The following is a 26,695-nucleotide window of genomic DNA, read 5'->3' on the forward strand; positions in this document are numbered from 1 at the left end:
CGCGGCGGCGGCACCAGCGCCCCGCCCGGTCGCCCCGGTCACACGCCGTCGAACCGGTCGCGCGCGCGGTCGGCTTGCGCTTGCGCGCGGCTGCGCTTCACGAAATGCGTCGCGACCAACGCCGCGCCAAAACCGGACATCGCACCGACGCCGAGCGCCCAGCGCGGGCCGAGATGGTTCGCGACCCAGCCGGCCACCGGCGCGCCGATCGGCGTGCCGCCGAGCGCGACCGCGAGGCGCAGCGCCATCACGCGGCCGCGCATCGCCGGCTCGGTGGACAACTGCATCAGGCTGTTGGTCGAGTTCATGAAGGTGATCGCGGCGATCCCGGTCAGCACCAGCGCGGCGGCGAACAGCCAATAGCCCGGCGCCAGCGCGGCGAGCGTGCAGCCGAGCCCGAACAGCGCCGCGCCGAACCACAGATGCCGGAAGCGCGGCTGCTCGCGGCGTGCGGCGAGCAGCGCGCCCGACACCGTGCCGACCGCCATCATCGACGACAGCACGCCGAACCCGCGCGCATCGACGTGGAACACGCTGGCCGCCATCGTCGAGATGAACAGCTGGAAGTTGAGCCCGAACGTGCCGATCAGGAACAGCATCACGAGGATCGCCTTCAGGTCGTCGCGCCGCCACACGTAGCGGAACCCGTCGAGCAGGCCGCCGCGCGAGCGGCCCGCCCGCAGGTTCGCGCGCAGTTCGTCCTCGCGGAGCAGCAACAGCGACACCAGCACCGCGAAGAAACTGAGCCCGTTGGCGACAAACGCCCAGCCCGTGCCGACCGACGCGATCATGAAACCCGCTGCCGCCGGGCCGATCATCCGCGCGGCGTTGAACGACGTCGAATTGAGCGCGACCGCGTTCGCGAGTTCGCGATCGCCGACCAGTTCGGCGACGAAGGTCTGCCGCACGGGCGCGTCGAACGCCGCCGCGCAGCCGAACAGGAACGCGAACACGTAGACGTGCTCGAGCCGCGCGACACCCGTGACCGTCAGCGCGCCGAGCACCAGCGCCAGCACGCCCATCAGCGCCTGCGTCACCATCAGCAGCTTGCGCTGGTCGAAGCGGTCGGCCGCGTAGCCGGTCCACGGCAACAGCAGCAACTGCGGCCCGAACTGCAACGCCATCACCGTGCCGACGGCCGATGCGTCGTGATGCGTGAGCTGCGTGAGGACGAGCCAGTCCTGCGCGGTGCGCTGGACCCACGTACCGATGTTCGACACCAGCGAACCGATCGCCCACACACGGTAGTTGAAACTGCGAAGCGAGCGGAACACGCCCGCCGCCGGCACGCTCATGGCCGCTCCCGGTCGGGCTCGTTGCCGCCGTGCAGTTCGCCGAAGTGCCGCGCGAGAAACAGGCCGAGCGCGAGGATGCCGAGGCCGAACGCCGCGACATCGGCCGTGACCCGGAGGTCGAAATCGCCCACTCGGCACACCAGCACATAAGCCATCACGAGGTTCGCGACGCCCCACACGACATTCACGGTGGACGACGACAACCCGCGCCCGGGCGGATTCGCGAACGGGGTCTGGAACGGCTCGCCGCGCAATCCGCTGACGAGATGGGGCACGACGTTCGCGAGGAACGCGCCGCCGAAGAAGTACGCGACGAGATGCGGGAAGTTCATGTTCGGGTTGTCCTTTCGGCAAGCGGGCGGATGCGGTTCAAGGGCGCGGCGTTTCCTGGAATTCGGCGAGCCGCTGCAGCAGCTTCACGGCGGACGCGAGCTCGGCCTGCTCGGCGGCCGACAGTTGCGCGTGCAGCGCGCGGAACAGCCAGTCGTCCTTGGCCGCGCGGTTGGCCTGCAGCACCTTGCGGAAACCGGGCGTGACCGCGATCAGCGTCTGCCGGCCGTCGGACGGATCGGGCTCGCCGCTGACGGCGCCCAGCGTCTCGAGCGTCGCGACCGTCACGCGCATCGACTGCGGACGCACGCTTTCGGCGCGCGCCAGGGCCGATACGGTCGCGGGGCCGTCGCGGTCGAGCCGCAACAGCACCGACTTCTGCGATGACGTGAGGTCGTTCGGGTGGATCTGCTCCCGCATCCGCCGCATCAGCTTGCCGACCGAGATGCGGAGTTCGCCGGCGAGACCGGCCAGTGGGAGCGCGTCGGAGGGCGGTAATGGCGGATTCATGAATTCAAGATAGCAGATGTACAGTCAAACTGTACAGTTTAGCTGCATATTTCATCCTGTAAGGATCGTCCCTTCACCTGCGCTCGAGCCGATGCGAAACGTCGCGTTCGGCCGCGCAGGCCGGCTCTGCGATAATGCGGGCTCCCCATTTCCGCTCCGCTTCCCGCCATGACGCAGCCGTCCGCTCCGCTCTCCACCGACCTGCCGCCGATCTCGTGCCTGCCCGGCGACGCGCTGCCGTGGCTGCCGATGAGCGCCGACCTGCCCGGCCTCGCAATCAAGTACCTGCACATCAACGCGGCCGAGGACACGCTCACCGCGCTGCTGAGGATGCCGGCCGGCGGGACGCTGCCGCGCCATCGCCACGACGGCGAGGTATTCGTCCATACGCTGCAGGGGGCGTGGCGCTACCTCGAATACGACTGGATCGCGCACGCCGGCTCGACGGTGCTCGAACCGGCCGGCTCGGTGCATACGCCGGAAACGCTCGGCGCACCGGGCAAGGACGTGATCACGCTGAACGTGATGCGCGGCGATCTGGTGCTGCTCGACGACGAAGGCCGCGAAACCGCGCGCGAGAACTGCCGCGTCGCGCTGCTGCGCCAGCGCAAGCATGCGCGCACGGTGCCGGGCGACGCGGCGCCGTTCGTCACGCGCTAAGACTGGCGGCATCGCCGCGTCGCGATGCGTGTGGTGCCGGCTCGCGCCGATGTGCGGGTGGCAGCCGGCGCGCTTCGCCAACGTCCCCGGCCTGCCCGCGCATTACCGAAACCGCCGGAAAAACCGCCGGACATCGTCGGCCAGCAGATCCGGCTCCTCCATCGCGGCAAAATGGCCGCCGCTCGGCATGTCGGTCCACTGCACGACGTCGAACACCCGTTCGAGCCAGCTGCGCGGCGGGCGGCCGATTTCCTTCGGAAAACGCGCAAACGCGACGGGCACCGCCACGCGCTGACCGGCCGCGAAGCGCATGGGCTGCAGCCGGTTTTCCCAATACATCTGCATCGACGAGCCGATGCAACCGGTGAACCAGTACAACGAGATGCCGGTCAGCAGCGTGTCTTGCGAAAACCGCCGCGCCAGGTCGCCGTCGCAATCGCTCCACGCGCGGAATTTCTCGGCGATCCACGCGGCCAGTCCGGCCGGCGAATCGTTGAGCGCGACGGCGAGCGTCTGCGGCTTCGTCATGTGGACATGCGCGTATCCGCCTTCCAGCGCGGCCCACTCGCCACGCTGCGTCACGAACGCCCGTTCCTCGTCGGTCAGCGGCAAGGCCGCGTCGGTCGGCGGCTCGTAGCTGCCGGGCAGGAAGTTCAGATGGAGGCCGTCCACCACGTCGGCATGCCGCGCGCCGAGCGCAATCGACACGCCTGCGCCGAGATCGCCGCCTTGCGCGCCGAAGCGGCGGTATCCGAGACCGGACATCAGTGCCGCCCAGCGGTCGGCGACCTGAAACGCCGACATGCCGGGTGCGGCGGGCGCCGGCGAGAACAGGAAACCGGGCAGCGACGGCACGACGACGTCGAACGCGTCGTCCGGATCGCCGCCGAACGCCGCCGGGTCGCAGAGGCGATCGATCAGCGCGTCGAATTCGAAGACGGAGCCGGGCCAGCCGTGCGTGATGACGAGCGGATAAGGCCTCGGCCCGACGCCGCGTCGATGGATGAAATGCACGCGCTGCCCGCCTGCGTCTGCGACGAACTGCGGCAGCCGGTTCAGCGCACGCTCCGCCGCACGCCAGTCGAAGCGTTCGGCCCAGTACGCGGTCAGCTCGCGCAACCAGGCGCCGTCGACGCCCTGCTGCCATGGCTCCGCGGGGGTCAGCGCCGGTGCGCGCATGGCGCGCAGGCGCCGGCGCAGGTCATCGAGCGCGTGATCGGGAATCGCAATGTCGAACGGGGCGGTGTGCATCGGGTCTCCTCGCGAAGCGGCTCGACGAGATTCTGCGCGATTTTTCCGGCGCGCGCAGAGCGGCTCGCGCGCACGCGTCAGCCCGCCTCCCGCTCGCCCGACCGCTCATCCGCCCGCGCGTCGCGCCGCACCGCCTGCGGCGGCACGCCGAACCCGCGCACGAACGCCTCGCGCATGTGCCGCCGGTCGCGAAAGCCGTTTTCCTTCGCAATCACGTCGAGCGAATGGCGGCTCTGCTCGATCATCAGCCGCGCGGACTCCAGCCGCAGCCGCTCGATCGCCTTCGCGGGCGACTGCCCCGTCTCGAGCGTGAACACGCGGCTGAACTGGCGCGGGCTCAGGTGCACCGCTTCGGCGAGATCCTCGACGGTCAGCGCGCGGCCGAGATGCTGCCGCGCGTAGTTCAGCGCGTTCTGGATCCGGTCGGATTTCGGCGCGAGATCCAGCATTTCCGAATGCTGCGACTGGCCGCCGGCCCGCCGCTGGTGCATCACGAGCTTGTGCGCGACCGACCGGGCGGCATCCGCGCCCAGGTCCTTTTCCACCATCGCGAGCGCGAGGTCGAGGCCGGCCGTCATCCCGGCCGACGTCCAGATCGGGCCGTCGACGATGTAGATCCGGTCTTCCTCGACGCGAATCTCCGGGTAGTCCCGCTGCAGGTCGCGGCCGAACGCCCAGTGCGTCGTCGCGCGGCGCTGCGCGAGCAGCCCGGCCTCGGCCAGCACGAACGCGCCCGTGCAGATGCCGGCGATCCGCCGCGCGCGCGCGTTGGCGCGGCGCAGGAACGCGACGACGCCGGGCGGCGCCGGCGACGCGACCGGATCGTTGACGCCCGCGACGATCCACGTATCGACGGCAAGCTGCCCGCGCAGCGCGTGCGTGGCGACCGGCAGCCCGAGCGACGAGCGCACGTCGCCACCATCGACCGAATAGTTGCCCATCACGTAGAACGGCTCGCTCATGCCTATGTTCGCGTACTCGAACACCGACTGCGCGGCGAGCGCCATGATCTGGAAGCCGTCGCTGATCAGAAAACCGATGCGGTGCATGTGCGTTCTCCCGTCCCCGGCCAGTGAGTTGGCCCGATGTCCTGAATCATACCCATCTACGTCATTTATGTCACAGCGATTCACGGCCAGAATGGCTTCACGCCATCCGGCCAATCCCATCGAAACGGAGCACATCATGACGCAAGCACATCGCGGTACCGCCCTCATTACCGGCGCCTCGTCGGGCATCGGCGCCGTCTACGCGGACCGCCTCGCGCGCCGCGGTTACGACCTGATCCTGGTCGCCCGCAACCGCGACCGGCTGGCCGCCCTCGCCGATCGCATCACGAACGACACGCAGCGCAGCGTCGAGATCGTCGACGCCGACCTCAACGACCGCGCGGCCCTCGCCGCCGTCGAGGCGAAGCTGAAGCAGGATGCGAGCATCACGCTGCTCGTGAACAATGCGGGCGTCGGCACGCACGCGCCGCTGCTCGACAGCGACGTCGACGCGATGACCCGGATGATCGACCTGAACGTGACGTCGCTCACGCGCCTCACCTACGCGGCGGTGCCCGGCTTCGTCGCCCGCGGCCGCGGTGCGGTGATCAATATTTCGTCGATCGTCGCGATCTCGCCGGAAACGCTGAACGGCGTGTACGGCGGCACGAAGGCGTTCGTGCTCGCGTTCAGCCAGTCGCTGCACCACGAACTCGCCGGCAAGGGCGTGCAGGTGCAGGCCGTGCTGCCCGGCGCGACCGCCACCGATTTCTGGCAGACGGGCGGCCTGCCGCTCGAGCATCTGCCGAAGGAAATCGTGATGTCGGCGTCCGACCTGGTCGACGCGGCGCTGGTCGCTTTCGAGCGCGGCGAACTCGTGACGATCCCGTCGCTGCATGCGGGTGACGAATGGGACGCCTACGAGGCCGCGCGCCGCACGATGGCCCCGCACCTGTCGGCCGATACGCCCGCGCCGCGCTACGCGACGGCACGCTGACCGCCCGACGTCCCGCAGGTCGAAGGCAGCAAGCGCGGCGCCCTCCGGGACGCGCCGCGGAACCCGGTGACAGGCAGCGAATCGCTGCCGATCGTCCCGGGGTCCGCGGCACGTTTCCCGGCACGTGCCGATCGGTGGATTCGTCTGCCGAAACATGCACCGGATTCGTTCCCGATCGGCGCAAATCGCGCATACCGACAGACGATTCCGGTTCGCTTGCCACGCATTCCGCGCAACAGTAAGCTCTGCGATTGCAGTCCCCAAGCGGCCTCGTCCGACCGGCATTCGTCCGATCACGAGGGCAATCGTCCGTTGCAAACTCGACCAAGCGGGTCCGTATGTTCATCACCGAGACCGGCGACGCGCCGGCCTCCGCGCGCGGTTCGGCCAACCTTCAGCCCGCGCTCCCGCCCGTGCCGGAACTGGCCACCGTCTGTCGTGTCGCGCGGGCGCATTTCGGTGCCGCTGGCGCGTTCATTGCGCACGCGGATGCCGATGCGCCACGCGTGCTCGCCGTCGACGGCGCGCTGCCCGATCCCCTTTTCGCCGATGGCTTGCCACCCCGGGGCGAGCCGGACCCGGCCGCCGATGCGCGGTTCGTGCCGGACGACACGAACGCGAACGCGAACGGGCAACGCGACGGCGGCCCGCCTCGCGCGCCAGGGATCGTCGCGGCCTGCGAACTGGCCGCGACCGATGGCGCGACGCTGGGCATGCTGTGCATCGTCGACGAAGCGCAACGCACGCTCGACGCGACGCAACGCACGCTGCTCCGCGACCTCGCCACGCTGGCGGCCAGCGCGCTTTGCCGCGCGACCGAAGCCGCCGCGTTGCGCGAACGGCTCGGCATCGTCGAGGAACACAGCACGCTGACCACGCTCGCGCTCACCGAAAGCGGCACCGGTGTGTGGGATCGCAACGTGGAAACCGGCGAGATCCATTACTCGCCGGCCTGGAAGGCGTTGCTCGGCTACGCGCCGCACGAGCTCGGCACCCGGATCGAGGATGCGTACGAACGGCTGCATCCGGACGACGTCGACGACGTGAAAGCCGCGATGCTCGCGCACTTCGAGCGCCGCACCGACCGCTACGCGGTCGAGCACCGCATCCGTTGCAAGGACGGCACCTACAAATGGATCTGCAGCCGCGGCAAGGTGATCACCCGCGACGCCTACGGCCGCGCGCTCCGGATGGTCGGCACGACCACGGACATCACCGCGCTGCGCGAGCTCGCCACGCGGTTGCGCGACTCGGCTGCGCTCGTCACGGATCTCACCGACCAGGTTCCCGGGCTCGTGTTCCAGCTGCGGCAAACGGCCGACGGGCACCGCTTCTTTACCTACGCGAGCGCGGGTGTCAGCGACATCTATGAACTGACGCCCGAGCAGGTCGCCCACAGTGCGGAGGCGGTCGAGACGCGGATTCATCCGGCCGACCTGGTCGCCTACCGGCTGTCGCTGCACGACTCGTCGGTGCGGCTGACCCCGTGGCGCCTCGAATATCGCGTGCTGCTGCCGGGCCAGGGCCTGCGCTGGCGCGAAGGCGACGCGCGCCCGCAGCGCACGGCCGACGGCGGCACGGTGTGGCACGGCTTCATCACCGACGCGACCGACCGCAAGCGCATCGAGGCCGAGCTGCACCGGATGGCCACGACCGATCACCTGACACAACTGTCGAACCGCCACGCGTTCATGCGGCAAAGCGAAGCCGCGCTGCGCAACGTGCGCACGACCGGCCTGGCCGCCGCGGTGCTGATGCTCGATCTCGATCACTTCAAGGCGCTGAACGACCGCTGGGGCCACCCGGTCGGCGATCGCGCGCTCCGGCATTTCGCGCGGCTTCTGCTCGCGGAAACCGGGCCCGACGGGATCGTCGGCCGGGTCGGCGGCGAGGAATTCGCGGTCGTGCTGCCGAAGGCGGATCTCGACACCGCGCTGGCATTCGCGCAGCGCGTGCAGCAACGCGCGATGGCGGCGCGGCTGATGCACGAGGACCAGCAGGTCACGCTGACCGTCAGTATCGGCATCGACGCGATGCGGGCGTCGGACTTCGGCGCGTACCAGCCGCTGTCACGCGCCGACAAGGCGCTCTATCTCGCGAAGGAACGCGGCCGCAACCGGATCGAGGTGTATCGAGCATAGCCGACGCGATGGCGCGACGGGCGACATCCGCGCCGCGTCCGCCGCCCGGTTTCCCGGCCCCCGTTGCGCGACCGGTTCGAAACCGATCGTGTAGACTTGCGCCCCTTGCTCTCCTCACCACGACTTGCCATGGACAATGCCAAACGAACCGCGCGAATCGCGACGGGTCTGCTCGTCGTCGCGCTCGTCGAGTTGCTGGCGCTTCTGATCGGCTACGTGTTCGCCAGTTCGATGGACGATCCGTACACCGGCGTACGCGTGCTGATTACTGCGCTGTTCTGGGCGGCAGGCCTCTCGGCCCTCGGCGTCATTGCGGCAATCGCCTGCCTGTCGATCGACCTGCAGGCGCGCGGCGGCGTGATCTACGGGGCGCTGGTGCTGCACGGCCTGCTCGTCCTGCCCGGGCTGTTTCTGTCCTTCCACTGAATCGCACCGCAGCCGCCGGCGTCACGCCGCCTCCGCACGCGGCACCGCCCGCACTCCCAGCAGCATCGCGACCGCGCACGCGGCCAACAGCGCGGCGATCATCAGCATCGCCGGATCCATGCTGCCGGTTCGCGTGCGGATCAGCCCGACGAGCCAGGGAGTGATCATGCCGCTCGACACGCCGATGCTGCTGATCAGCGCAATCCCGCCGGCCGCGCCCGCGCCGGAGAAATACGCGGACGGCACGGCCCAGAACACCGGATGCGCGGCGAAGATCAGCATCACCGCGACCGACAGCAGCGCCATCATCGCGACGATGCTCGGCAGGTGCAGCGTCAGCAGCGCAAGCGCCACCGCGCCGCCGAACGCGCATGCCGCGAAGTGCCGGCGCCGCTCGCGCTTGCGGTCGGAACGCCGCGCGATCGCGATCAGGCCGGCCGCGCCGATCGCGTTCGGCACGACCGACAACAGGCTGATCTGCACGACGTCGTGGATGCCGAATTCGCGGATCATCAGCGGCATCCAGAACAGCAGCATCAGGAGCGCGGTGGTCAGCGAGAAATAGATGAACGCGAACAGGTACGTGCGCGGTTCGGCCAGCACCTGCCGCAGCGAATGCGGCGCCGGCGTATCGGCACCGGCGGCATCGGCGGCACCAGCGACACCGGCGCGGTCGGCGGCCAGGTCGGCCGCAAGCCGCTGGCGATCGGCATCGGACAGCCAGCGCGCCTGCTCGGGACGATCGCACAGCCAGAACCACGCGATCACGCCGAGCAGGATCGCGGGCGCGCCCTCGATCGCGAACATCCATTGCCAGCCGTGCAGCCCGAGCACGCCCGACATCCCGCGCATCAGCCAGCCCGACAGCAGCCCGCCGACCATCCCCGCCACCGCGACACCCGCGTAGAAGATCGACAGCACCGACGCGCGCCGCCGCGCCGGATACCAGTACGTCAGGTAGAACACCACGCCCGGAAAGAACCCGGCCTCGAACACCCCGAGCAGGAAGCGCAGCACGTAGAAATGCTTCGCGCTGTCGACGGTGATCATCGCGACCGACACCGCGCCCCACAGGCACATGATCCGCGCGAACGTGCGGCGCGCACCGAAGCGGCGCAGCAACGCGTTGCTCGGCACCTCGAACAGCACGTAACCGACGAAGAACAGCACGGCGCCGAGGCTGTACATCGCGTCGGTCAGGCCGAGATCCTGCCGCATCTGCAACTGCGCGAAGCCGATGTTGCTGCGATCGAGAATCGACACGATGTAGCAGATGAACAGGAACGGCACGATCCGCGCGCCGATGCGCCGGTACAGCGCGTCGTCGTCCGGTGCGGCGGCGCCGGACGCGACGGCACGCGCGGCGTCGGCTTGAAGAGGGGCTGACATCGATCGTCTCCTCGATGGATTCGGGTGCGGGGCGAACATGGGGCGCCGGTCGCCGCCGCCCGCGCGCGGCAACCGGCCGTCGCGCGGTCAGTCGCGCGGCGCGGCTTCGCCCTTCACGCCGAGCATCAGCGCGACGCCGCTCGCCACCAGCAACGCGGCAAGCAGATACACGGCGAGATCCATGCTGCCGGTGCGCGTGCGGATCATCCCGATCACCCACGGGCTGACGATGCCGCTCGTGATCCCGATGCTGCTGATCAGCGCGATCCCGGCCGCGGCCGCGTTGCCCGACAGGTAGCGGGTCGGCACGGCCCAGAAGATCGGCAGCGCGGCGAAGATCAGCGTCGCCGCGATCGACAGGCACGCGAGCATCGCCGCGAAGCTGTGCAGGTGCAGCGTCAGCGCGGCGAGCGCGATCCCGCCGCCGATCGTGCAGCACGCGAAGTGCTTGCGGCGCTCGCCGGTCCGGTCCGAACGGCGCGCGATCAGGACCAGCCCCACCGCGCCGACCGCGTTCGGCACGACCGTGTACAGGCTCACGGCCACGACGTCGGTCACGCCGAAATCGCGAATCATCAGCGGCATCCAGAAGTTGAGCGTCAGCGACGCGCAGGTCAGCGAGAAATAGATGAACGCGAACAGGTACACGCGCGGATTGGCGAGCGCGGCCACGAGGCTGCGCCCGTCGTGCGCGTGGCCGTGGCCGCGGCCGTCGGCGCACAGCGCGGCGACCCGCGCCTTTTCATCGGCCGTGAGCCACGTGGCATCCTGCGGCCGGTCGACCAGGAACGTGAACGCGGCGAACGCGAGCAGGATCGCCGGCGCGCCTTCGATCGCGAACATCCACTGCCAGCCGTGCAGGCCGAGCACGCCGCCCATGTCGCGCATGATCCAGCCCGACATCAGGCCGCCGAGCACGCCGGCCACCGCGACGCCCGCGAAGAACACCGAGATCGCGGCCGCGCGCCGGTTCGCGGGGAACCAGTAAGTGAGGTACAGCACGATGCCGGGAAAGAAGCCCGCTTCGAACACGCCGAGCAGGAACCGCAGCACATAGAAATGCGACGGCTGCGACACGAACATCATCCCGGTCGACGCGATGCCCCACAGCAGCATGATCCGCGTGAAGGTGCGGCGCGCGCCGAAACGCGCGAGCAGCATGTTGCTCGGCACTTCGCAGAACACGTAGCCGACGTAGAACACCGCGGCGCCGAGGCCGTACATCGCGTCGCTGAAGCCGAGATCGTGCTTCATCTGCAACTGCGCGAAGCCGATGTTGATGCGGTCGAGGAACGATACGACGTAACAGAGGAACAGGAACGGCACGATCCGCCATGCGATCTTGCGGAACAGCAGCGCGTCGTCCGTGGCGGCGGATGCGGAAGCCGAAGCGCTCGCGTGCGCGAGCGTCGCTTCGGCATGAAGCGATTGGGGCATGTCTCTCTCCAAACAGGCTGCGCGATTCGCGCGCGCAGCCGTCTCCCAGGGCGTACGTGCGCCCTGCTTTCTAGTGAGCTCGGATCACGGCGGACGGCAAGACGGCGGAACGCCGCGGCCGGTCGCCGCTTCAGAAAAAAGGCGAAGCGCCCTGCCGGACACCCCGCCTGTGCAAGCCGCTCAGTCCTGCAACGCGGCCCACATTTCCTTGTCGCGCTGCGCGGTCCAGATGCGCGGATGCGTGATGCCGCTCGCTTCGTCGAACGCACGCGACACGTCGAACGGCAGGCAGTGCTCGTAGATGAACACGTGGCCGAACTTCGGGTCCATCGCTTCGCGCGTGAGCGCCATCGACGCCTTCAGGTCGAGCTTCTGCTCGACGGCCTTGCGGCCCTGCGCGAGCAACGTCGTGACGAAATCCTTCGTGTAGTCGAGGCCCTTGTTCACGTCGGCCGGGTTCAGCAGCGCGGGGCCACGGCCCGGCACCAGCTTCTCGGCGTTCAGCGCGCGCAGCGCCTCAAGCGTGGCCGGCCACTGTTCGAGCTGGGCATCCCCGCAATAGCACGCGGCGTCGTATTCGACGAGGTCGCCCGAGAACAGCACTTTCTGCGACGGGATCCAGACGATCGTGTCGCCCTTCGTGTGGCCCGAGCCGACGTGCATGATCTTCACCTCGAGCTTGCCGAGGAACAGCGTGAACTCGCGTTCGAACACGAGCGTCGGCCAGGTCAGGCCCGGCACCGTCTCGACACCGGCGAACAGGCGCGGGAAACGCTCGATCTCCGACTTCATGTCGGCCTCGCCGCGCTCGACGATCATCTCGTACGTGCCACGGCTCGCGATCACGTGCTGCGCGCCTTCGTCGAAATACGCGGACGCGCCGAGCACGCGCACCGCGTGGTAGTGCGACAGCACGACGTGCTTGATCGGCTTGTCGGTCACGCTGCGGATCTTCGCGATCAGGTCCTGTGCCATCGCGGGCGTCGCGGTCGTGTCGACGATCAGCACGCTGTCGTCGCCGATGATCACGCCCGAGTTCGGGTCGCCTTCGGCGGTGTACGCGTACGCGTTCTCGGACAGCTTCGTCCAGGTGACTTTCTTCTCTTCCAGATCGGCTTGGGAGGCGAATGCTTTGGCCATGTTGCGTTCCGTGGCTGCGAGCCATGTGTTGAGGGGAGTGAGCGGATCATCTTCTCGCGCCGAATATTTGTCAATGACAAAGTCGCTTGCTATTGTCTAATACGGGTAAACCTGCGGGCTGGCGCGATAAATGGCGTCGGATACCATGCGGGGTTTCGTCAACGGAAGAATCATCGCGTGCAGAACCACGAAGTCAGCGCAGACGATGCGCCGCCCAAGGCGCAGCGCGGGATCCAGAGTGTCGAGGTCGGCGGCCGGCTGCTCGACGCGCTCGCGCGCCGGCGCAAGCCGCTCGGGCTGTCCGAGCTGGCCGCGGCGGCCGACCTGTCGACCGCGCAGGCGCACACCTATCTCGTCAGCCTGACGCGGCTCGCGCTCGTGAAGCGCGACGCGCTCACCGGCAATTACGAGCCGGGCCCGTTGTCGCTGCGGCTCGGGCTGATGTCGATCGAGCGCCAGCCGGCCTATCGCGCGACGCTGCCGCACGCGGCACGGCTCGCGGAAGCGGTCGGCCTGAGCGTCGCGCTGTCGGTGCCGGGCGCGCTCGGGCCGACGATCGTGCGCATCGAGCACGGCGGTTATCCGCTGCACGTGAACCTGCATGTCGGTTCGGTGATGTCGCTCGACACGACGGCCACCGGCCGCGTGTTCCGCGCGTTCGGCGACCCCGCGCAACTCCGCGCGATGGCCGCCAGCCAGGCCGGCGCGGCCGACACGCTTGCAGGCGGCGAGCAGCCCGTGCCGGATACCGGCGTGCCGCAGGCCGAACTCGATGCGATCCGCGCACGCGGGATCGAGCGCGGCGTCGACCTGCCGAGCCCCGGCGTCAGCGCGATGTGCGTGCCGGTGTTCGACGCGGCGGGCGCGCTGCAGCTCGCGTTGACGGTGATCGGTTCGACGGGCTCGATCGACGTCGCGTGGGACGGCCCGATCGCGGCGGCACTGCGCGACGCGGCACGGCAGGCGAGCGCATCGCTCGGCGAGGCGCACGACGCCTCGCCGCCCGCACCCGGCGCAGCCCCGGCCGCTGCGCGCGTGCCGCCCGCGCTGGCCGACGATGCGAAGGCGCAGCGCGGGATCAACGCGCTCGACAGCACCGGCGAGTTGCTGCTCGCGCTGGTATCGGCGGGCCGCGCGCTGCCGCTGCGCGATCTCGCGGCGGCGGCCGGCATGCCGGCCGCGAAGGCTTTTCCGCATCTCGTCAGCCTCCAGAAGATCGGCCTGCTGAGCCGCGACGACGCCGGCTGCTTCGGCGGCGGCCCGCTCGGGCAGGCGCTCGGCCTGATCGCGATGCAGCGCGTGTCGCCGACGCGCGACGCGGAAGCCGAGATCGTCGCGCTGGCCGGCGCGACCGACATGAGCGTGGCGGCCGCGACGCTCGGGCCGCTCGGCCCGACGGTGATCCGCCTCGAGGAATCGGCGCGGCCGCAGCACGTGAGCCTCCAGGTCGGCACCGTGATGTCGCTCGTCAATACGGCGATCGGCCGGATTTTCGCGGCCGGCATGTCCGACGACGTGCTGGCCGACCTGCTCGCCGACGAGCCCGTGCGCCTCGCGGGCCGCATCGCCCCGCCGGCCGACGACGCATTCCGGGCGCGGCTCGCGACGATCCGCGCGGACGCGCTCGATTTCACGTTCGACGCGCCGGTGCCGGGCATCGGGACGGTCGCCGCGCCCGTGTTCGATCACACCGGCAGCATCCGGCTCGTGATCGCGATCATCGGCTCGTCGCGCGGCTTCCCGCGCGGGCCGGACAGCGATCTCGCGCAGGCGTTGCTCGCCGCGACGCGGCGGCTGTCGTGGCGGTTCGGGTGGATCGGCCGGTAAGCCGACGCCTGCTTTCGCCATCCTCCGCAGCGCCCGAATCCCCCCTCTCTTGTTTCATGCGAGCCGTGCCGGCACGGCCTCGTCGCGCGCCAGCACGGCCACGCCAGGGCGCCCGATATTCATGTTGCGAAGCAGCAACACAAATTGTCAGTAATTCTCATATAACGAAATCGCATTTCACAAAGCGGAGGTGTTTCGCTATGATTAGGGTTATCCCTAACTCGCCACCTATATGGGGCTTCGTCATGCAAACGTCTAATGTCTCCGACCGTTCCACCGAATCCGCTGGCTGGCTCGCACGTATGGGCGAGCTGATTGCAGAAGCTTGGGCACTCCACCTCGAGACCTGCGAAGTCATCGCTGAAGCACACGCACGCCTGCCGCGCTGAGCGGTACGACCGGCCCACAGCCGGCCTCACGATGCCGTCCTGATCCGCTTGCCCGGATGCGCGCCGCAAGGCCGCGGCACCCGGCAACGCCCGGCGCGGCAAACAACGTGGAAACCGGCAAGCGTTGCCCCGGCTGAATGCGCTCCCGGTGTCGGGAGCGTGTCGAGGTTGCTTTAAAGCCGATGCGGGCGCCAATCCGCCTCGACGCGATATCGAATCGGCTTCGGCGCGGTTTTGTCTGAAGGTTGCCCGGACGGGCAGCCGTTATCCAGCCAGCACGTGGGAAGGCTGAACCCTCGCGGACGGAAGATTCATCCGCGTTGCCGGCGGCGATACCGAACCGCGCCGCGCGGCTACTCCCCCGCGCGATTGCCGGCTTTCTGCGCGGCATACGCGCAGCCACTGGCGCCGTTGTTGCAACGACGGCCGCATCTCACCCCTGCCTTCCTCACACCTGAATCGACGGCACGTCCTTCATGCAGCGCAGTGCAAACATCGAGCGGCTGTGACGGATGCTCGAAATCTTGTACAGCTTTTCGCGCAGGAAGCGCTCGTAGCCGGCCGTGCCGTCCACCGCGACCTTAATCCAGTAGTCGTACTCGCCCGACACCAGATACGCCTCGAGGACCTCGGGCAGCGCGGCGAGCTCCTCGCCGAAGCGGGCGAGCGCGTCGTCCTCGTGGCGATCGAGCGTGACTTCGAGGATCACGATGTCCGCATAGCCCAGTTTCCGCTGGTTGACGAGCGCCACATAACCGTCGATGTAGCCGTCCACCTCGAGTTGCCGTGTGCGGTTCCAGCACGCGGTGGTCGACATGCCGATCTGTTCGGCCAGTTCGGCGTTCGACAGGCGCGCGTTTTTCTGCAGTGCACCCAGGATCTTGCGGTCCTGGCTGTCGAGCGTTTTCGGCGAGCGTTCACGTGTGGCCATGGCAGGAAGAATCTTCTACTGAAAAGCGCGATTCTATCTGAACGACATTCCGGATTTGTGTCGGTTTGTGTGGAAATGCGGAAGCCTTTTAATCCGGCCCCTTGATATATTTTCTCCATGCCTGTTGTCCGGCACGCTCCCCGCGACAACCCCTTCGCAGCGGAACGCACGGCCGCAATCACGAGTTGCGGTGCCGGCCAGCAGGCATGCGATTCCCCGCCGCCCGCGCGCCTATCCGGCCGCGCGGCTTCGGCGCCCGTGTTCCTGTTCCTGCCCTACCCGTCATGTCGTTCAGGCTTTACCTCTCGTTTCTCGCTGCTTCCGCCGTTCTCGTCTACGCTCCCGGCCCCGTCAACCTCCTCACCATGAACCAAGCGCTGCGCACCGGCTGGCGCCGCGCGCTGCCGTGCGTCTGGGGCGGCACGCTCGCCGTGCTGCTGCAACTCGCGCTGACCGCGCTGTGCCTGAATTCGCTCGTGCATCTCGACGAGCGCGCGCTGACCGTGCTGCGCTGGGCCGGCGCGGCCTACCTCGTCTGGCTCGGCTGCAAGCAATGGCTCAGCCGCGCGCCGGCCGGCGGGCCCGCCACCGCGGCCGGGCCTGCCGGGGCTGCAACGCCGGACACCGACTCGCACCGCGCGCTGTTCTGGCGCGGCCTCGCGACCTCGGGGCTGAATCCGAAAACGCTGCTGTTCTTCCCGTCGTTCTTCCCGCAGTTCATCGTCCCTGACGCCGACTGGAGCCTGAACCAGCAGTTCCTGCTGCTCTCGGCGACCTTCGCGGTGCTGTTCGCGGGCGGCGTCGCGTCGATGGCGCTGTTCTCGCACCGGCTGAGCCGCGCACTGCAGCGGCCCGCGCGGATGCGCGCGATGAACCGTGTCACGGGCGGGCTGCTCGTCGGGATGGGCGCGATCATGGCCGGCTGGAACTGAACGGCCGCCGCTACGCGCGTCGTCGCAACCGCCGCCGGCCCCGCGAAAAAGCAGCCGATCGCGGAATGCTTTAGGGTAGCGCCTGGTTCGTTGGACATGCCCGGCCTGCCGGGCGACTGAATGAAGCACGTCACTACCCGCCTGCGGCGCCTGTTCGCGCCGATCGGCCTGCACTGGTATCTCGCCCTTCTCCTCGCGCTCGATGCACTGATGGTGCTGCGCCCGGTCGTCGACAACGCGAAGCTCGGCCGCCACGGCGCGTGGCTTGCCGATGCGCTGAACCTCGTCGACAACGCGGGGCTCGTCGTGCTGCCGCAGGTCGTGATCGCGGCCGGCCTCGCGACCATGGCCATCGGCATCTTGCTGCGCGCGCGCGTCGCATGGGTGCTGTCGATCCTGCTGCTGGTCGCGGCCGCCGCGCTCAGCGCGCTCGGCGGCTATCCGAGCCACGGCGTGTTCGCCTACACGGCCGTGCTGGTCGTCACGCTGCTTTATTACTGGCGGCATTTCGACCGCGCGAGCATCGCCGCGAGCAGCCTGTTCGCGTTGCTGAGCATCGTGTCGCTGCTGATCTACGCCACCTTCGGCGTGCTGTATCTCGGCGACGAATTCACGCCGCCCGTCCACGACCTCGCCACCGCCGTCTATTTCTCGATCGTGTCGATGTCGACGGTCGGCTACGGCGACATCGTTCCGCACGCGCCGACCGCGCGGCTGTTCACCGCGTCGGTGATCGTGCTCGGCATCACGGTGTTCGCGACGTCGATCAGCGCGGTCGTCGGCCCCGTGATCGGCGGCAATCTGAAACGGATCGTCAAGGGAGGCATTTCGAACGTGATCCGCAAGCATCATTTCCTGATCGTCGGCGCGACGCCCGTCGCGCATGCGGTACACGACGGGCTGCGCAAGCGCGGCTACGCGGTGACCGTCGTCGTGCCGGCCGGCGTCGAGCACAACTACGCGGCGGCGACCGACCTGATCGTCGGCGACGCGACCGACCATGCGGTGCTGGAAAGCGCCGGCGCGGCGACCGCGCGCGCGGTGCTCGCGTTGCGCTCCGACGACGCCGAGAACGCGTTCATCATCCTCGCGATCCGCGAGATCGCGCCGTCGGTGCGCACGGTCGCGCTCGTGAACCAGCAGCGCAACCTCGAACGGCTGCGCCTGTTGAAGCCCGACATGGTGTTTTCGCCGCAGCAGCTCGCGGGCGAACTGCTCGCGAGCACGCTCAACGACGAACCGGTCGACAAGTCGATGATCTCGCACCTGCTGTTCGGCACGGCCGATGCCGCATGACCTGTCGGGCCCGTGACCGCATGGCCGCGTGACCTCATGACCTCGTGACCTCATGACCTCGCGACCGCATAGCCTCGAGACCGCATGACCCGCGGCGGCCGGCATGCGCCCGGTACAATCGCGCGATGTCCGAATTGCTCACTTACGGCGGCCTGTTCGCCGTGTCGATGGTCGCCGCGACCCTGTTCCCGCTCCAGTCCGAAGCCGTGCTCGCCGGCCTGCTGCTCGCCGGGCGCGAACCCGTATGGGCGCTGGTGCTCGTCGCGAGCATCGGCAACGTCGCCGGCTCCGTGATCAACTGGGCGCTCGGGCGCGGCATCGAGCACTTCCGCACGCGCCGCTGGTTTCCCGTCAAGCCCGCCGCGCTCGCACGCGCCGAGCGCTGGTATGCGCGCTACGGCCGCTGGTCGCTGCTGCTCAGCTGGGCGCCCGTGATCGGCGATCCGCTGACGATGATCGCCGGCGTGCTGCGCGAGCCGCTGCCGAGCTTTCTCGCGATCGTGACGATCGCGAAGGTCGGCCGTTACCTGGCCGTCGCGTGGCTCGTCACGCACTGACACCCGCGTTCCCGCCGCACCTGCCTGCGTCGCCATCGACGACGCGCCGCTAAAGAATTCGCCGCTGCTGCCGTATTAAACGGTCGATCAGCGGTGACGCGTGCGTTCCGCCCCTCTCCCTCCCCACTCAGGAAGTTTCATGAGATTGACCCAATTGGGCCGGGTGAGCGTCGGCGCGCGTCTTGCCGCGCTGGCGTGCGCGCTCGTCGCCCTGCTGTTTACCGTGTTCGCATGGACGCTCGCCCATTTCGCCGGCCGGCAACTCGCCGAAGAGGCACACCTGCGGATCGCCGACAACGAGCAGTCGATCCGCGCGATGGTCGACCTGTTCGACAAGGCGCTGACCGCCGAAGCCGATCGCTCGATGTCGCTGTTCGCGAGCTTCCTGCCGGCCGAGTTTTCGCTCGACCCGGCGCGCACCGTCGACATCGGCGGCGTCGCCGCGCCGACGCTCGTCGCGGGCGGCCAGCCGCTCGACCTCGACTATTCGATTCCCGACCAGTTCCTGAAGAAAAGCGGTGCGATCGCGACGATCTTCGCGCGCGACGGCGACGATTTCGTGCGCATCACGACGTCGCTGAAGAAGCAGGACGGCGCGCGCGCCGTCGGCACGAAGCTCGACCGTGCGGGCCCCGCGTACGCCCCGCTCGTCGCCGGACGCGTGTACACGGGCCTCGCGAAGCTGTTCGGGCGGCCGTACATCACGCAATACAAGCCGGTGACCGATGCGACCGGCCGCGTGATCGGCGCGCTGTTCGTCGGCCTGGACATCGGCGCCGAGCTCAAGCTGGTCGAAGACGGCATCCGCGCGCTGAAGATCGGCAGCAACGGCTACTACTTCGTGCTCGACGCATCGCAGGGCCCGTCGCGCGGCACCTTCGTCGTGCATCCCGATGCGGCCGGCGCGCCCGCCGACGACACGCGCGCGCCCTACGCGCAGATGCTCGCGGCCGGCACGGGACGGCTTGCCTACACGTCGACCGACCCGGCCGCGCACGACAGCGGGCCCACCGCGAAATTCGTGTCGTTCACGACGATTCCGCAGTGGCAATGGCTCGTCGGCGGCATCGCGCTCGACGACGAACTGCTCGCCGGCATGCGCGCCACCCGCAACCGCTTCCTGATGATCGGCGCGTTGCTCGTCGCCGCGTTCGCGACGCTGTTCGTCATCGTGGTCCGCCGTGTCGTGAGCCGGCCGCTCGATGCGGCGGCACGCGCCTCCGAGCGTTATGCGGCGGGCGATCTCAGCGTGCGCATCCGCGATGACGCAGCCATGCGCGGCAACGCGGGCCACGCCGGCAACGACGAGATCGGCCGGCTCGTGCAGGCCGTCGACGGGATCGGCGACGGCCTCGCCCGGATCGTCGAGCAGGTGCGCAACAGCTCGGCCGACATCGCGCGCGGCACGGTCGACATCGCGGCCGGCAGCGGCGACATGGCCGCGCGGATCGCGACGCAGGCGAGCAGCGTCGAACAGACCGCGGCCAGCATGGAGCAGATCACCGCCGCCGTGCAGCAGAGCGCCGAGCACGCGGCGCAGGCCAACGCGCTGGTCGCCCACGCGTCGGCCGCCGCGACGAACGGCGACGCCGCGGTGCAGCGCGTGGTCGCGACGATGGACGACATCGGCCGCGCAACACGCCGGATCGCCGAGATCACGGGCACGATCGAGGGCATCGCGTTCCAGACCAACATCCTGGCGCTGAACGCGGCCGTCGAGGCCGCGCGCGCGGGCGAACACGGCAAGGGCTTCGCGGTGGTCGCGGCCGAGGTGCGCACGCTCGCGCAGCGCAGCGCGGCTGCCGTGAAGGAGATCGACGCGCTGAGCGCCGAATCGTCGACGACCGTCGAACAGGGTTACCGGATCGCGGACGCCGCGCGCGGCACGATGCGCGACATCGTTGCGCGCGTCGACCAGGTCAGCACGCTGATCGGCGAGATCAGCGCCGCATCGCGCGAGCAATCGACCGGCATCGAACAGGTGAACCTGGCCGTCACGCAGATCGGCGACGCGACGCAGCGGAATGCCTCGCTGATCTCGGACGCCGAACGCGCGGCCGTCGCGCTGCGCGACCAGGCCGCGCAGCTGGCGGACGCGGTCAGCGTGTTCCGGCTCGAGCGGCACGCGTGACCGGAGCGGACGAGAGACGACGGACGATCGACCGCGGCCGGGCAACCCGCCTACTTCTTGTCGCCCGCCAGGTCGATCGCCTTGTCCGAGCCGACCGCGTTGCGCAGCTGGAATTTCTGGATCTTGCCGGTCGACGTCTTCGGCAGCTCGCCGAACCGCACGACCTTCGGCACCTTGAAGCCTGCGAGCAACTGCCGGCAATGCGCGACGATCTCCTCTTCGGTCGCGCTCGCGCCTTCGCGCAGCTCGACGAACGCGCACGGCACCTCGCCCCATTTCGGGTCGGGCATCGCGACGACGGCGGCGACCGCGACGGCCGGATGCCGGTACAGCGCATCCTCGACCTCGATGCTCGAGATGTTCTCGCCGCCCGAGATGATGATGTCCTTCTTGCGATCCTTGATCCGGATATAGCCGTCCGGCGTCAGCACCGCGAGATCGCCGGTATGGAACCAGCCGCCGTGGAACGCGTCGTCGGTCGCCTTCGGGTTCTTCAGGTAGCCCTTCATGCAGATGTTGCCGCGGAACATGATCTCGCCGAGCGTCTCGCCGTCGGCCGGCACCGGCGCCATCGTGTCGGGATCGAGCACCGTCGCGCCCGCTTCCAGGTGGTAGCGCACGCCCTGGCGCGCATTGAGCCGCGCACGCTCCTCATCGGGCAGTTCCTCCCAATGCGCCTGCTTCGCGCACACGGTCGCCGGGCCATAGACCTCGGTCAGCCCGTACACGTGCAGCAGGTCGAAGCCGATCTCCTTCATCTTCGCGATCACGGCCGGCGCGGGCGCCGCGCCTGCCACCATCGCGTGCACCGTGTGGTCGATGCCTGCGCGGAATTCGGCCGGCGCGTTCGCGATCGCGCTCTGCACGATCGGCGCACCGCAGTAGTGTGTGATGCGTTCGCGGCGAATCAGGTCGAACACCGTCTTCGCGTCGAACTTGCGCAGGCAGACGTTCACGCCCGCGCGTGCCGCGACGGCCCACGGGAAGCACCAGCCGTTGCAGTGGAACATCGGCAGCGTCCACAGGTAGACGGCGTGCTTCGGCATGTCCCATTCGAGGATGTTGCTGATCGCCGCGAGATACGCGCCGCGATGGTGGTAGACGACGCCCTTCGGATCGCCGGTCGTGCCGGACGTGTAGTTCAGCGCGATCGCATCCCATTCGTCGGCGGGCGGGGTCCACGCGTAGTCGGCGTCGCCGCTTGCGACGAGCGCTTCGTAGTCGGTCGCGCCCGCGAAGCGTGCGGGGTCCGCCGGCATCGCATCGGCCACGCTGACGATCTTCAGGCCCGGCACCTCGAGCGCCGCGCGATGCGCGAATTCCGCATATTCGGTGTCGACGATCAGCACCTTCGCCTCGCCATGGCGCAGCATGAACAGCACCGACGACACGTCGAGCCGCGTGTTGATCGTGTTCAGCACGGCGCCGGCCATCGGCACGCCGAAGTGCGCCTCGACCATCGCCGGGATGTTCGGCAGCATCGCCGCGACCGTGTCGCCGCGGCCGACGCCGAGCCGCGCGAGCGCGCTCGCCAGCTGCTTCGCGCGCGTGTAGGTCTCGCCCCAGGTGCGCCGCACGTCGCCGTGCACGATCGCGAGGCGCTCGCCGTAGACTTCGGCCGTCCTGACCAGGAAGTCGATCGGGGTGAGCGGCACGTAATTGGCGTCGCGGCGGCCGAGCCCGGCCTCGAACATCTGCGTCATGATCCTGTCTCCCGTGTCCTGTCGACCGGGGTGGATCCACCCCGGATCGTTTTGATGTGGTTCAATTGCCGACAGCCTAACGGGCGCTATTGTGAGCCGTCTGTCATCGAAACGACAGAGTGCCTTTCCCGCGCTGCGCGTTATCCCTATCCTCGCAAACCCGACCCATGCACGACCCTCTCGCCGCACCGCCCGACGCGCCCGTCCACCCGGCCGACGCCCTTTCCGCACCGGGCCCGCTGCCGGCGCTGTCCACGCTGTTCGGCCAGTGCGCGTGGTTCCGCACGCTCGCGCCCGAACACCAGGCGCTCGTGCTCGCGCAATCGCGCGTCGAGCAGTGCGAGGCCGGCGACGTGATCGCCCATCGGCTCGCGCCGTCCGAATACTGGATCGGCGTGCATCGCGGGCTGCTGAAGCTCGCGATCTTCAACGCGTCGGGGCGCGGCTGCACGTTCTCCGGCGTGCCGTCGGGCGGCTGGTTCGGCGAAGGCAGCGTGATCAAGCGCGAACTGCGCAAGTACGAGGTCGTCGCGATCCAGCGCTCGACCGTGCTGTTCGTGCCGGTCGACACGTTCCACGCGCTGCTCGACACGAGCCTGCCGTTTACGCGCTTCGTGATTCACCAGCTGAACAACCGGATGGGCGAATTCATCGCGTCGATCCAGAACAGCCGGCTGCTGGACGTCGACGCACGCGTCGCGCAGTCGCTCGCGCAGCTGTTCAATCCCGACCTGTACCCGGATACCGGCCCGTCGCTGTCGATCTCGCAGGAGGAACTGGGCATGCTCGTCGGCGTGTCGCGGCAGCGGATCAACCAGGCGCTGCAGCAGCTCGAGAAACTCGGCGTGCTGCGGCTCGCGTACAACCAGATCGACGTCGTCGACCTCGGTGCGCTCGCGCGTGTCGGGATGGAGCAGATCTGAACACGGGCCCATAAGCGGAACCGCCGCAGGCGCAGCCGGCCCGTCCGGTATCGCGACCGTTTTGCGGCCGTTTTCAGGCCAGCTCGCCGCGCGGCATTTCCTCTGCCGAATCGGCGTCGGGCCGCCCACCGCAACCTGACAATTCCGCCAGTTTCGCGACAGTAACCCGTTCCACGCCGACGCCTATCATTCGGGTTCCCTTTACCGACGCCTGATCACCGCCTGTCCCGCTGCCTCCATGTGGATCGTCAATCTTGCGCTCAGGCGCCCCTACACGTTCATCGTCATGGCCATCATGATCGTGCTGGCCACCCCGCTTGCGCTGATGCGCACGCCGGTCGACGTGCTGCCCGCGATCAACATTCCCGTGATCAGCGTCATCTGGAATTACAGCGGCTTCTCCGCGACGGAGATGACGAACCGCATCACGTCCGTGCACGAGCGCATCCTGACGACGACCGTCAACAACATCCAGCACGTCGAATCGACGTCGCTGCCCGGCATCGCGGTCGTGAAGGTGTTCCTGCAGCCGGGCGCGAACGTGCAGACGGCGATCGCGCAGACGGTCTCGTCCGCGCAGGCGATCGTGCGGCAGATGCCGCAGGGCGCGACGCCGCCGCTCGTGATCACCTATTCGGCCTCGAGCATCCCGGTGATCCAGCTCGGGCTGTCGAGCAAGACGCTCAGTGAACAGTCGCTCGCCGACATCGCGCTCAACTTCCTGCGCCCGCAGCTGATCACGGTACCGGGCGTGCAGATCCCGTTCCCGTACGGCGGCCGCACGCGCGTGGTCGCGATCGACCTCGATCCGCAGGCGCTGCTCGCGAAGGGGCTCACGCCCGCCGACATCGTCAACGCGGTCAACGCGCAGAACCTCGTGCTGCCGACCGGCACCGCGAAGATGGGCCAGACCGAATACCGGATCGACACCAACGCGTCGGCCGATACGGTCGCCGACATCAACAACCTGCCGGTCCAGACCGTCAACGGCGCGACGACCTATCTGCGCGAGGTCGCATCGGTACGCGACGGTTTCGCGCCGCAGACCAACGTCGTGCGCCAGAACGGCCAGCGCGGCGTGCTCATCTCGATCCTGAAAAGCGGCGACGCGTCGACGCTCAAGGTCGTGTCGGACCTGAAGGCGCTGCTGCCGAAGGTGATCCCGACGCTGCCCGAAGGGCTCACGATCACGCCGCTGTTCGACCAGTCGGTGTTCGTCGACGCGGCGGTCCAGGGCGTGATCCACGAAGCGCTGATCGCCGCCGTGCTGACCGCGATGATGATCCTGCTGTTCCTCGGCAACTGGCGCAGCACGCTGATCATCGCGATCTCGATTCCGCTGTCGATCTTCACGTCGCTGATCGCGCTGTCCGCGCTCGGCGAGACCATCAACATCATGACGCTCGGCGGGCTCGCGCTCGCGGTCGGCATTCTCGTCGACGATGCGACCGTCACGATCGAGAACATCGAGCGGCACCTGCATCTCGGCACGAACCTGCACGACGCGATCCTCGAAGGCGCGGGCGAAATCGCGGTGCCCGCGTTTGTGTCGACGCTGTGCATCTGCATCGTGTTCGTGCCGATGTTCTTCCTCACGGGCGTCGCGCGTTTCCTGTTCGTGCCGCTCGCGGAAGCCGTCGTGTTCGCGATGCTCGCGTCGTACGTGCTGTCGCGCACGCTGGTGCCGACGCTCGCGATGCTGCTGTTCCGCCCGCAGCAGGCGAGCGCCGGCCCGGATCGTTCGACGTCGCGCTTCGCACGCCTCCATCACGCGTTCAACGAAGCGTTCGAGCGGCTGCGCGCGTGGTACATCGTGCTGCTCAGCATCCTGCTGGTGCGCCGCCGCTTCTACGCGACGTGCTTCCTCGGCTTCTGCGTGCTGTCGACCGGCCTCGTGTTCGTGCTCGGCCGCGACTTCTTCCCGAACGCCGATTCGGGCAACATCCGCCTGCACATGCGCGCGCCGACCGGCTACCGGATCGAGGAAACCGCGCGCCTCGCCGACCAGGTCGAGCGCGTGATCCGCGAAACCGTGCCGCCCGACGAGCTCGGCGCGATCGTCGACAACCTCGGCCTGCCGGTGAGCGGCATCAACCTGTCGTACAGCAACGCCGGCACGATCGGCACGCTCGACGGCGAACTGCTGATCGCGCTGAAACCGGGCCACCGCGCGACCCAGCATTACGTGCAGGCACTGCGCAAGGTGCTGCCCGAGCGCTTCCCGGGCGTCGAGTTCTTCTTCCAGCCGTCGGACATCATCACGCAGATCCTCAACTTCGGCCAACCGGCCGCGATCGACCTGCAGGTGCTCGGCAACGATCTCGCGAGTAACATGACTATCGCGAGCAGCCTGATGAAAAAGTTCAGGCAAATCCCCGGCGCCGTCGACGTGCACGTGCTGCAACGCAACGACGAGCCGACCCTGCTGGCCGACATGGACCGTACGCGCATGCAGCAGCTCAATCTCTCCGCGCAGAACGTCGCGCAGAACATGCTGATCTCCCTGTCCGGCAGCTCGCAGACGACGCCGTCGTTCTGGATCAACCCGCGCACCGGCGTCCAGTACCCGCTGCAGATCCAGACCCCGCAATACAACATCTCGTCGGTCGACGACCTGCTCGGCACGCCGATCTCGGCGAGCGGCCGCACCGGCATGCCGCTGCAACTGCTCGGCAACCTCGTGCAGGTGCGCAGCACCGCGAACCCGGCCGTGATCACGCACTACAACATCCGCCCGGCGATCGACGTGTACGTGAGCGTCGAGGGCCGCGACCTCGGCGCGGTCGCGGGCGAGATCGACCGCATCGTGTCGGACGCGCGCGCGACGCTGCCGCGCGGCACCGAGCTGACGATGCGCGGCCAGATCGAGACGATGCGCACGTCGTACCTCGGCCTCGGCGCGGGCGTCGCGATGGCGATCGTGCTCGTCTACCTGCTGATCGTCGTCAATTTCCAGTCGTGGCTCGACCCGCTGATCATCATCAGCGCGATGCCGGCCGCGCTCGCCGGCATCGTATGGATGCTGTTCATCACCGGCACGCACCTGAGCGTGCCCGCGCTGACGGGCGCGATCATGACGGTGGGCGTCGCGACCGCGAACAGCATCCTGGTCGTGTCGTTCGCGCGTCAGCGTCTCGAAGCCGGCGCGCCGCCGCTCACGGCCGCGCTGGAGGCCGGCGCGACGCGGATCCGGCCGGTGCTGATGACGGCGCTCGCGATGATCATCGGGATGGTGCCGATGGCGCTCGGTCTCGGCGAAGGCGCCGAGCAGAACGCGCCGCTGGGCCGCGCGGTGATCGGCGGGCTGCTGTTCGCGACCGTTTCGACGCTGCTGTTCGTGCCGCTCGTGTTCGGCGGCGTGCATGCGCGGCTGGCCCGCCGGCGCGCGCGCCAGGCCGGACACTGACTTTCTTTCGCCCACTACCCGGTTGAATTGGTTGA

21 protein-coding genes are annotated in these 26,695 nt (G+C 68.7%); 11 read left to right on the plus strand and 10 right to left on the minus strand.

Annotated elements, in window-relative coordinates; all coding sequences use genetic code 11:
• Positions 1-38 precede the first annotated feature (38 nt).
• From L810_RS15400 to L810_RS15410, 3 genes are read right to left on the minus strand one after another with little or no spacing between them, the layout of a single operon-like run.
• Positions 39-1,295 (minus strand): MFS transporter, encoded by a 1,257-nt coding sequence (locus tag L810_RS15400; protein WP_021159215.1) that lies wholly within the window; start codon positions 1,293-1,295, stop codon positions 39-41.
• The gene (locus tag L810_RS15405; protein ID WP_021159216.1) at positions 1,292-1,627 is read right to left on the minus strand and encodes a hypothetical protein; all 336 of its coding nucleotides are present in this window, start codon (positions 1,625-1,627) and stop codon (positions 1,292-1,294) included. Before L810_RS15405 ends, L810_RS15400 begins: the two co-directional genes overlap by 4 nt.
• A 37-nt stretch (positions 1,628-1,664) precedes the next feature.
• Positions 1,665-2,135 carry a MarR family winged helix-turn-helix transcriptional regulator gene (locus tag L810_RS15410; RefSeq protein WP_021159217.1) on the minus strand — a complete coding sequence of 157 codons (471 nt, stop codon included), beginning with the start codon at positions 2,133-2,135 and terminating at the stop codon, positions 1,665-1,667.
• A 168-nt stretch (positions 2,136-2,303) separates the two neighbouring features.
• On the opposite strand from L810_RS15410, the gene L810_RS15415 reads away from it, so the two are divergent.
• Positions 2,304-2,795, plus strand: coding sequence for a 2,4'-dihydroxyacetophenone dioxygenase family protein (locus L810_RS15415; protein WP_021159218.1), 492 nt, complete (start codon positions 2,304-2,306; stop codon positions 2,793-2,795).
• A 102-nt stretch (positions 2,796-2,897) separates the two neighbouring features.
• Here the strand turns inward: L810_RS15415 and L810_RS15420 are convergent, their stop codons facing one another.
• Both L810_RS15420 and L810_RS15425 read right to left on the minus strand, forming a co-directional pair.
• Positions 2,898-4,046 carry an epoxide hydrolase family protein gene (locus L810_RS15420; RefSeq protein ID WP_021159219.1) on the minus strand — a complete coding sequence of 383 codons (1,149 nt, stop codon included), beginning with the start codon at positions 4,044-4,046 and terminating at the stop codon, positions 2,898-2,900.
• A 77-nt stretch (positions 4,047-4,123) separates the two neighbouring features.
• The gene (locus L810_RS15425; protein ID WP_021159220.1) at positions 4,124-5,095 is read right to left on the minus strand and encodes a GlxA family transcriptional regulator; all 972 of its coding nucleotides are present in this window, start codon (positions 5,093-5,095) and stop codon (positions 4,124-4,126) included.
• 136 nt (positions 5,096-5,231) lie between these two features.
• Here L810_RS15425 and L810_RS15430 point away from each other — a divergent pair, with 136 nt between their 5' ends.
• The 3 genes from L810_RS15430 to L810_RS15440 all read left to right on the plus strand — a co-directional run bounded on the left by L810_RS15430 (position 5,232) and on the right by L810_RS15440 (position 8,599).
• Positions 5,232-6,032 (plus strand): SDR family NAD(P)-dependent oxidoreductase, encoded by an 801-nt coding sequence (locus tag L810_RS15430; RefSeq protein ID WP_042974883.1) that lies wholly within the window; start codon positions 5,232-5,234, stop codon positions 6,030-6,032.
• A gap of 338 nt (positions 6,033-6,370) precedes the next feature.
• Complete coding sequence (locus L810_RS15435; RefSeq protein WP_021159222.1) at positions 6,371-8,173, plus strand: sensor domain-containing diguanylate cyclase; 1,803 nt, start codon at positions 6,371-6,373, stop codon at positions 8,171-8,173.
• 129 nt (positions 8,174-8,302) lie between these two features.
• A complete protein-coding gene (locus L810_RS15440; RefSeq protein WP_021159223.1) occupies positions 8,303-8,599 on the plus strand; it encodes a hypothetical protein in 297 nt (98 codons plus the stop codon).
• Between the two features lie 21 nt (positions 8,600-8,620).
• On the opposite strand, the gene L810_RS15445 is transcribed toward L810_RS15440, so the two are convergent.
• The 3 genes from L810_RS15445 to L810_RS15455 all read right to left on the minus strand — a co-directional run bounded on the left by L810_RS15445 (position 8,621) and on the right by L810_RS15455 (position 12,565).
• On the minus strand, positions 8,621-9,988 hold the full coding sequence (locus L810_RS15445; RefSeq protein WP_021159224.1) for an MFS transporter: 1,368 nt from the start codon (positions 9,986-9,988) through the stop codon (positions 8,621-8,623).
• An 87-nt stretch (positions 9,989-10,075) separates the two neighbouring features.
• Positions 10,076-11,425 carry an MFS transporter gene (locus L810_RS15450; RefSeq protein ID WP_021159225.1) on the minus strand — a complete coding sequence of 450 codons (1,350 nt, stop codon included), beginning with the start codon at positions 11,423-11,425 and terminating at the stop codon, positions 10,076-10,078.
• Between the two features lie 180 nt (positions 11,426-11,605).
• Positions 11,606-12,565 carry an MBL fold metallo-hydrolase gene (locus L810_RS15455; protein ID WP_021159226.1) on the minus strand — a complete coding sequence of 320 codons (960 nt, stop codon included), beginning with the start codon at positions 12,563-12,565 and terminating at the stop codon, positions 11,606-11,608.
• 177 nt (positions 12,566-12,742) lie between these two features.
• Between L810_RS15455 and L810_RS15460 the strand changes: the two genes are divergently transcribed.
• Positions 12,743-14,392 (plus strand): IclR family transcriptional regulator, encoded by a 1,650-nt coding sequence (locus L810_RS15460; RefSeq protein WP_021159227.1) that lies wholly within the window; start codon positions 12,743-12,745, stop codon positions 14,390-14,392.
• Between the two features lie 837 nt (positions 14,393-15,229).
• Here L810_RS15460 and L810_RS15465 read toward each other — a convergent pair.
• Positions 15,230-15,712 (minus strand): Lrp/AsnC family transcriptional regulator, encoded by a 483-nt coding sequence (locus tag L810_RS15465; RefSeq protein ID WP_021159229.1) that lies wholly within the window; start codon positions 15,710-15,712, stop codon positions 15,230-15,232.
• Positions 15,713-15,996: 284 nt separating this feature from the next.
• Between L810_RS15465 and L810_RS15470 the strand changes: the two genes are divergently transcribed.
• The 4 genes from L810_RS15470 to L810_RS15485 all read left to right on the plus strand — a co-directional run bounded on the left by L810_RS15470 (position 15,997) and on the right by L810_RS15485 (position 20,628).
• Complete coding sequence (locus L810_RS15470) at positions 15,997-16,644, plus strand: LysE family translocator (protein ID WP_021159230.1); 648 nt, start codon at positions 15,997-15,999, stop codon at positions 16,642-16,644.
• Between the two features lie 120 nt (positions 16,645-16,764).
• Positions 16,765-17,940 carry a voltage-gated potassium channel protein gene (gene kch / locus L810_RS15475; RefSeq protein WP_021159231.1) on the plus strand — a complete coding sequence of 392 codons (1,176 nt, stop codon included), beginning with the start codon at positions 16,765-16,767 and terminating at the stop codon, positions 17,938-17,940.
• Between the two features lie 125 nt (positions 17,941-18,065).
• Positions 18,066-18,497 (plus strand): YqaA family protein, encoded by a 432-nt coding sequence (locus L810_RS15480; RefSeq protein ID WP_021159232.1) that lies wholly within the window; start codon positions 18,066-18,068, stop codon positions 18,495-18,497.
• A gap of 139 nt (positions 18,498-18,636) precedes the next feature.
• On the plus strand, positions 18,637-20,628 hold the full coding sequence (locus tag L810_RS15485) for a methyl-accepting chemotaxis protein (protein ID WP_021159233.1): 1,992 nt from the start codon (positions 18,637-18,639) through the stop codon (positions 20,626-20,628).
• A 50-nt stretch (positions 20,629-20,678) separates the two neighbouring features.
• Here the strand turns inward: L810_RS15485 and L810_RS15490 are convergent, their stop codons facing one another.
• Complete coding sequence (locus tag L810_RS15490) at positions 20,679-22,331, minus strand: acyl-CoA synthetase (RefSeq protein ID WP_042974869.1); 1,653 nt, start codon at positions 22,329-22,331, stop codon at positions 20,679-20,681.
• 167 nt (positions 22,332-22,498) lie between these two features.
• Here L810_RS15490 and L810_RS15495 point away from each other — a divergent pair, with 167 nt between their 5' ends.
• Both L810_RS15495 and L810_RS15500 read left to right on the plus strand, forming a co-directional pair.
• The gene (locus tag L810_RS15495) at positions 22,499-23,254 is read left to right on the plus strand and encodes a Crp/Fnr family transcriptional regulator (protein WP_021159235.1); all 756 of its coding nucleotides are present in this window, start codon (positions 22,499-22,501) and stop codon (positions 23,252-23,254) included.
• A 238-nt stretch (positions 23,255-23,492) separates the two neighbouring features.
• Positions 23,493-26,660 (plus strand): efflux RND transporter permease subunit, encoded by a 3,168-nt coding sequence (locus tag L810_RS15500; RefSeq protein WP_021159237.1) that lies wholly within the window; start codon positions 23,493-23,495, stop codon positions 26,658-26,660.
• Positions 26,661-26,695 lie beyond the last annotated feature (35 nt).

Origin of the sequence: Burkholderia sp. AU4i (assembly GCF_000466765.1) — a bacterium.
In the GTDB taxonomy this organism is placed as follows: domain Bacteria; phylum Pseudomonadota; class Gammaproteobacteria; order Burkholderiales; family Burkholderiaceae; genus Burkholderia; species Burkholderia cepacia.

Coding starts and splice junctions, on each gene's coding strand:
- L810_RS15400 (WP_021159215.1), bottom strand. CDS start 1,295: ATGAGCGTGCCGGCGGCGGGCGTGTTCCGCTCGCTTCGCAGTTTCAAC.
- L810_RS15405 (WP_021159216.1), bottom strand. CDS start 1,627: ATGAACTTCCCGCATCTCGTCGCGTACTTCTTCGGCGGCGCGTTCCTC.
- L810_RS15410 (WP_021159217.1), bottom strand. CDS start 2,135: ATGAATCCGCCATTACCGCCCTCCGACGCGCTCCCACTGGCCGGTCTC.
- L810_RS15415 (WP_021159218.1), top strand. CDS start 2,304: ATGACGCAGCCGTCCGCTCCGCTCTCCACCGACCTGCCGCCGATCTCG.
- L810_RS15420 (WP_021159219.1), bottom strand. CDS start 4,046: ATGCACACCGCCCCGTTCGACATTGCGATTCCCGATCACGCGCTCGAT.
- L810_RS15425 (WP_021159220.1), bottom strand. CDS start 5,095: ATGCACCGCATCGGTTTTCTGATCAGCGACGGCTTCCAGATCATGGCG.
- L810_RS15430 (WP_042974883.1), top strand. CDS start 5,232: ATGACGCAAGCACATCGCGGTACCGCCCTCATTACCGGCGCCTCGTCG.
- L810_RS15435 (WP_021159222.1), top strand. CDS start 6,371: ATGTTCATCACCGAGACCGGCGACGCGCCGGCCTCCGCGCGCGGTTCG.
- L810_RS15440 (WP_021159223.1), top strand. CDS start 8,303: ATGGACAATGCCAAACGAACCGCGCGAATCGCGACGGGTCTGCTCGTC.
- L810_RS15445 (WP_021159224.1), bottom strand. CDS start 9,988: ATGTCAGCCCCTCTTCAAGCCGACGCCGCGCGTGCCGTCGCGTCCGGC.
- L810_RS15450 (WP_021159225.1), bottom strand. CDS start 11,425: ATGCCCCAATCGCTTCATGCCGAAGCGACGCTCGCGCACGCGAGCGCT.
- L810_RS15455 (WP_021159226.1), bottom strand. CDS start 12,565: ATGGCCAAAGCATTCGCCTCCCAAGCCGATCTGGAAGAGAAGAAAGTC.
- L810_RS15465 (WP_021159229.1), bottom strand. CDS start 15,712: ATGGCCACACGTGAACGCTCGCCGAAAACGCTCGACAGCCAGGACCGC.
- L810_RS15470 (WP_021159230.1), top strand. CDS start 15,997: ATGTCGTTCAGGCTTTACCTCTCGTTTCTCGCTGCTTCCGCCGTTCTC.
- kch (WP_021159231.1), top strand. CDS start 16,765: ATGAAGCACGTCACTACCCGCCTGCGGCGCCTGTTCGCGCCGATCGGC.
- L810_RS15480 (WP_021159232.1), top strand. CDS start 18,066: ATGTCCGAATTGCTCACTTACGGCGGCCTGTTCGCCGTGTCGATGGTC.
- L810_RS15485 (WP_021159233.1), top strand. CDS start 18,637: ATGAGATTGACCCAATTGGGCCGGGTGAGCGTCGGCGCGCGTCTTGCC.
- L810_RS15490 (WP_042974869.1), bottom strand. CDS start 22,331: ATGACGCAGATGTTCGAGGCCGGGCTCGGCCGCCGCGACGCCAATTAC.
- L810_RS15495 (WP_021159235.1), top strand. CDS start 22,499: ATGCACGACCCTCTCGCCGCACCGCCCGACGCGCCCGTCCACCCGGCC.
- L810_RS15500 (WP_021159237.1), top strand. CDS start 23,493: ATGTGGATCGTCAATCTTGCGCTCAGGCGCCCCTACACGTTCATCGTC.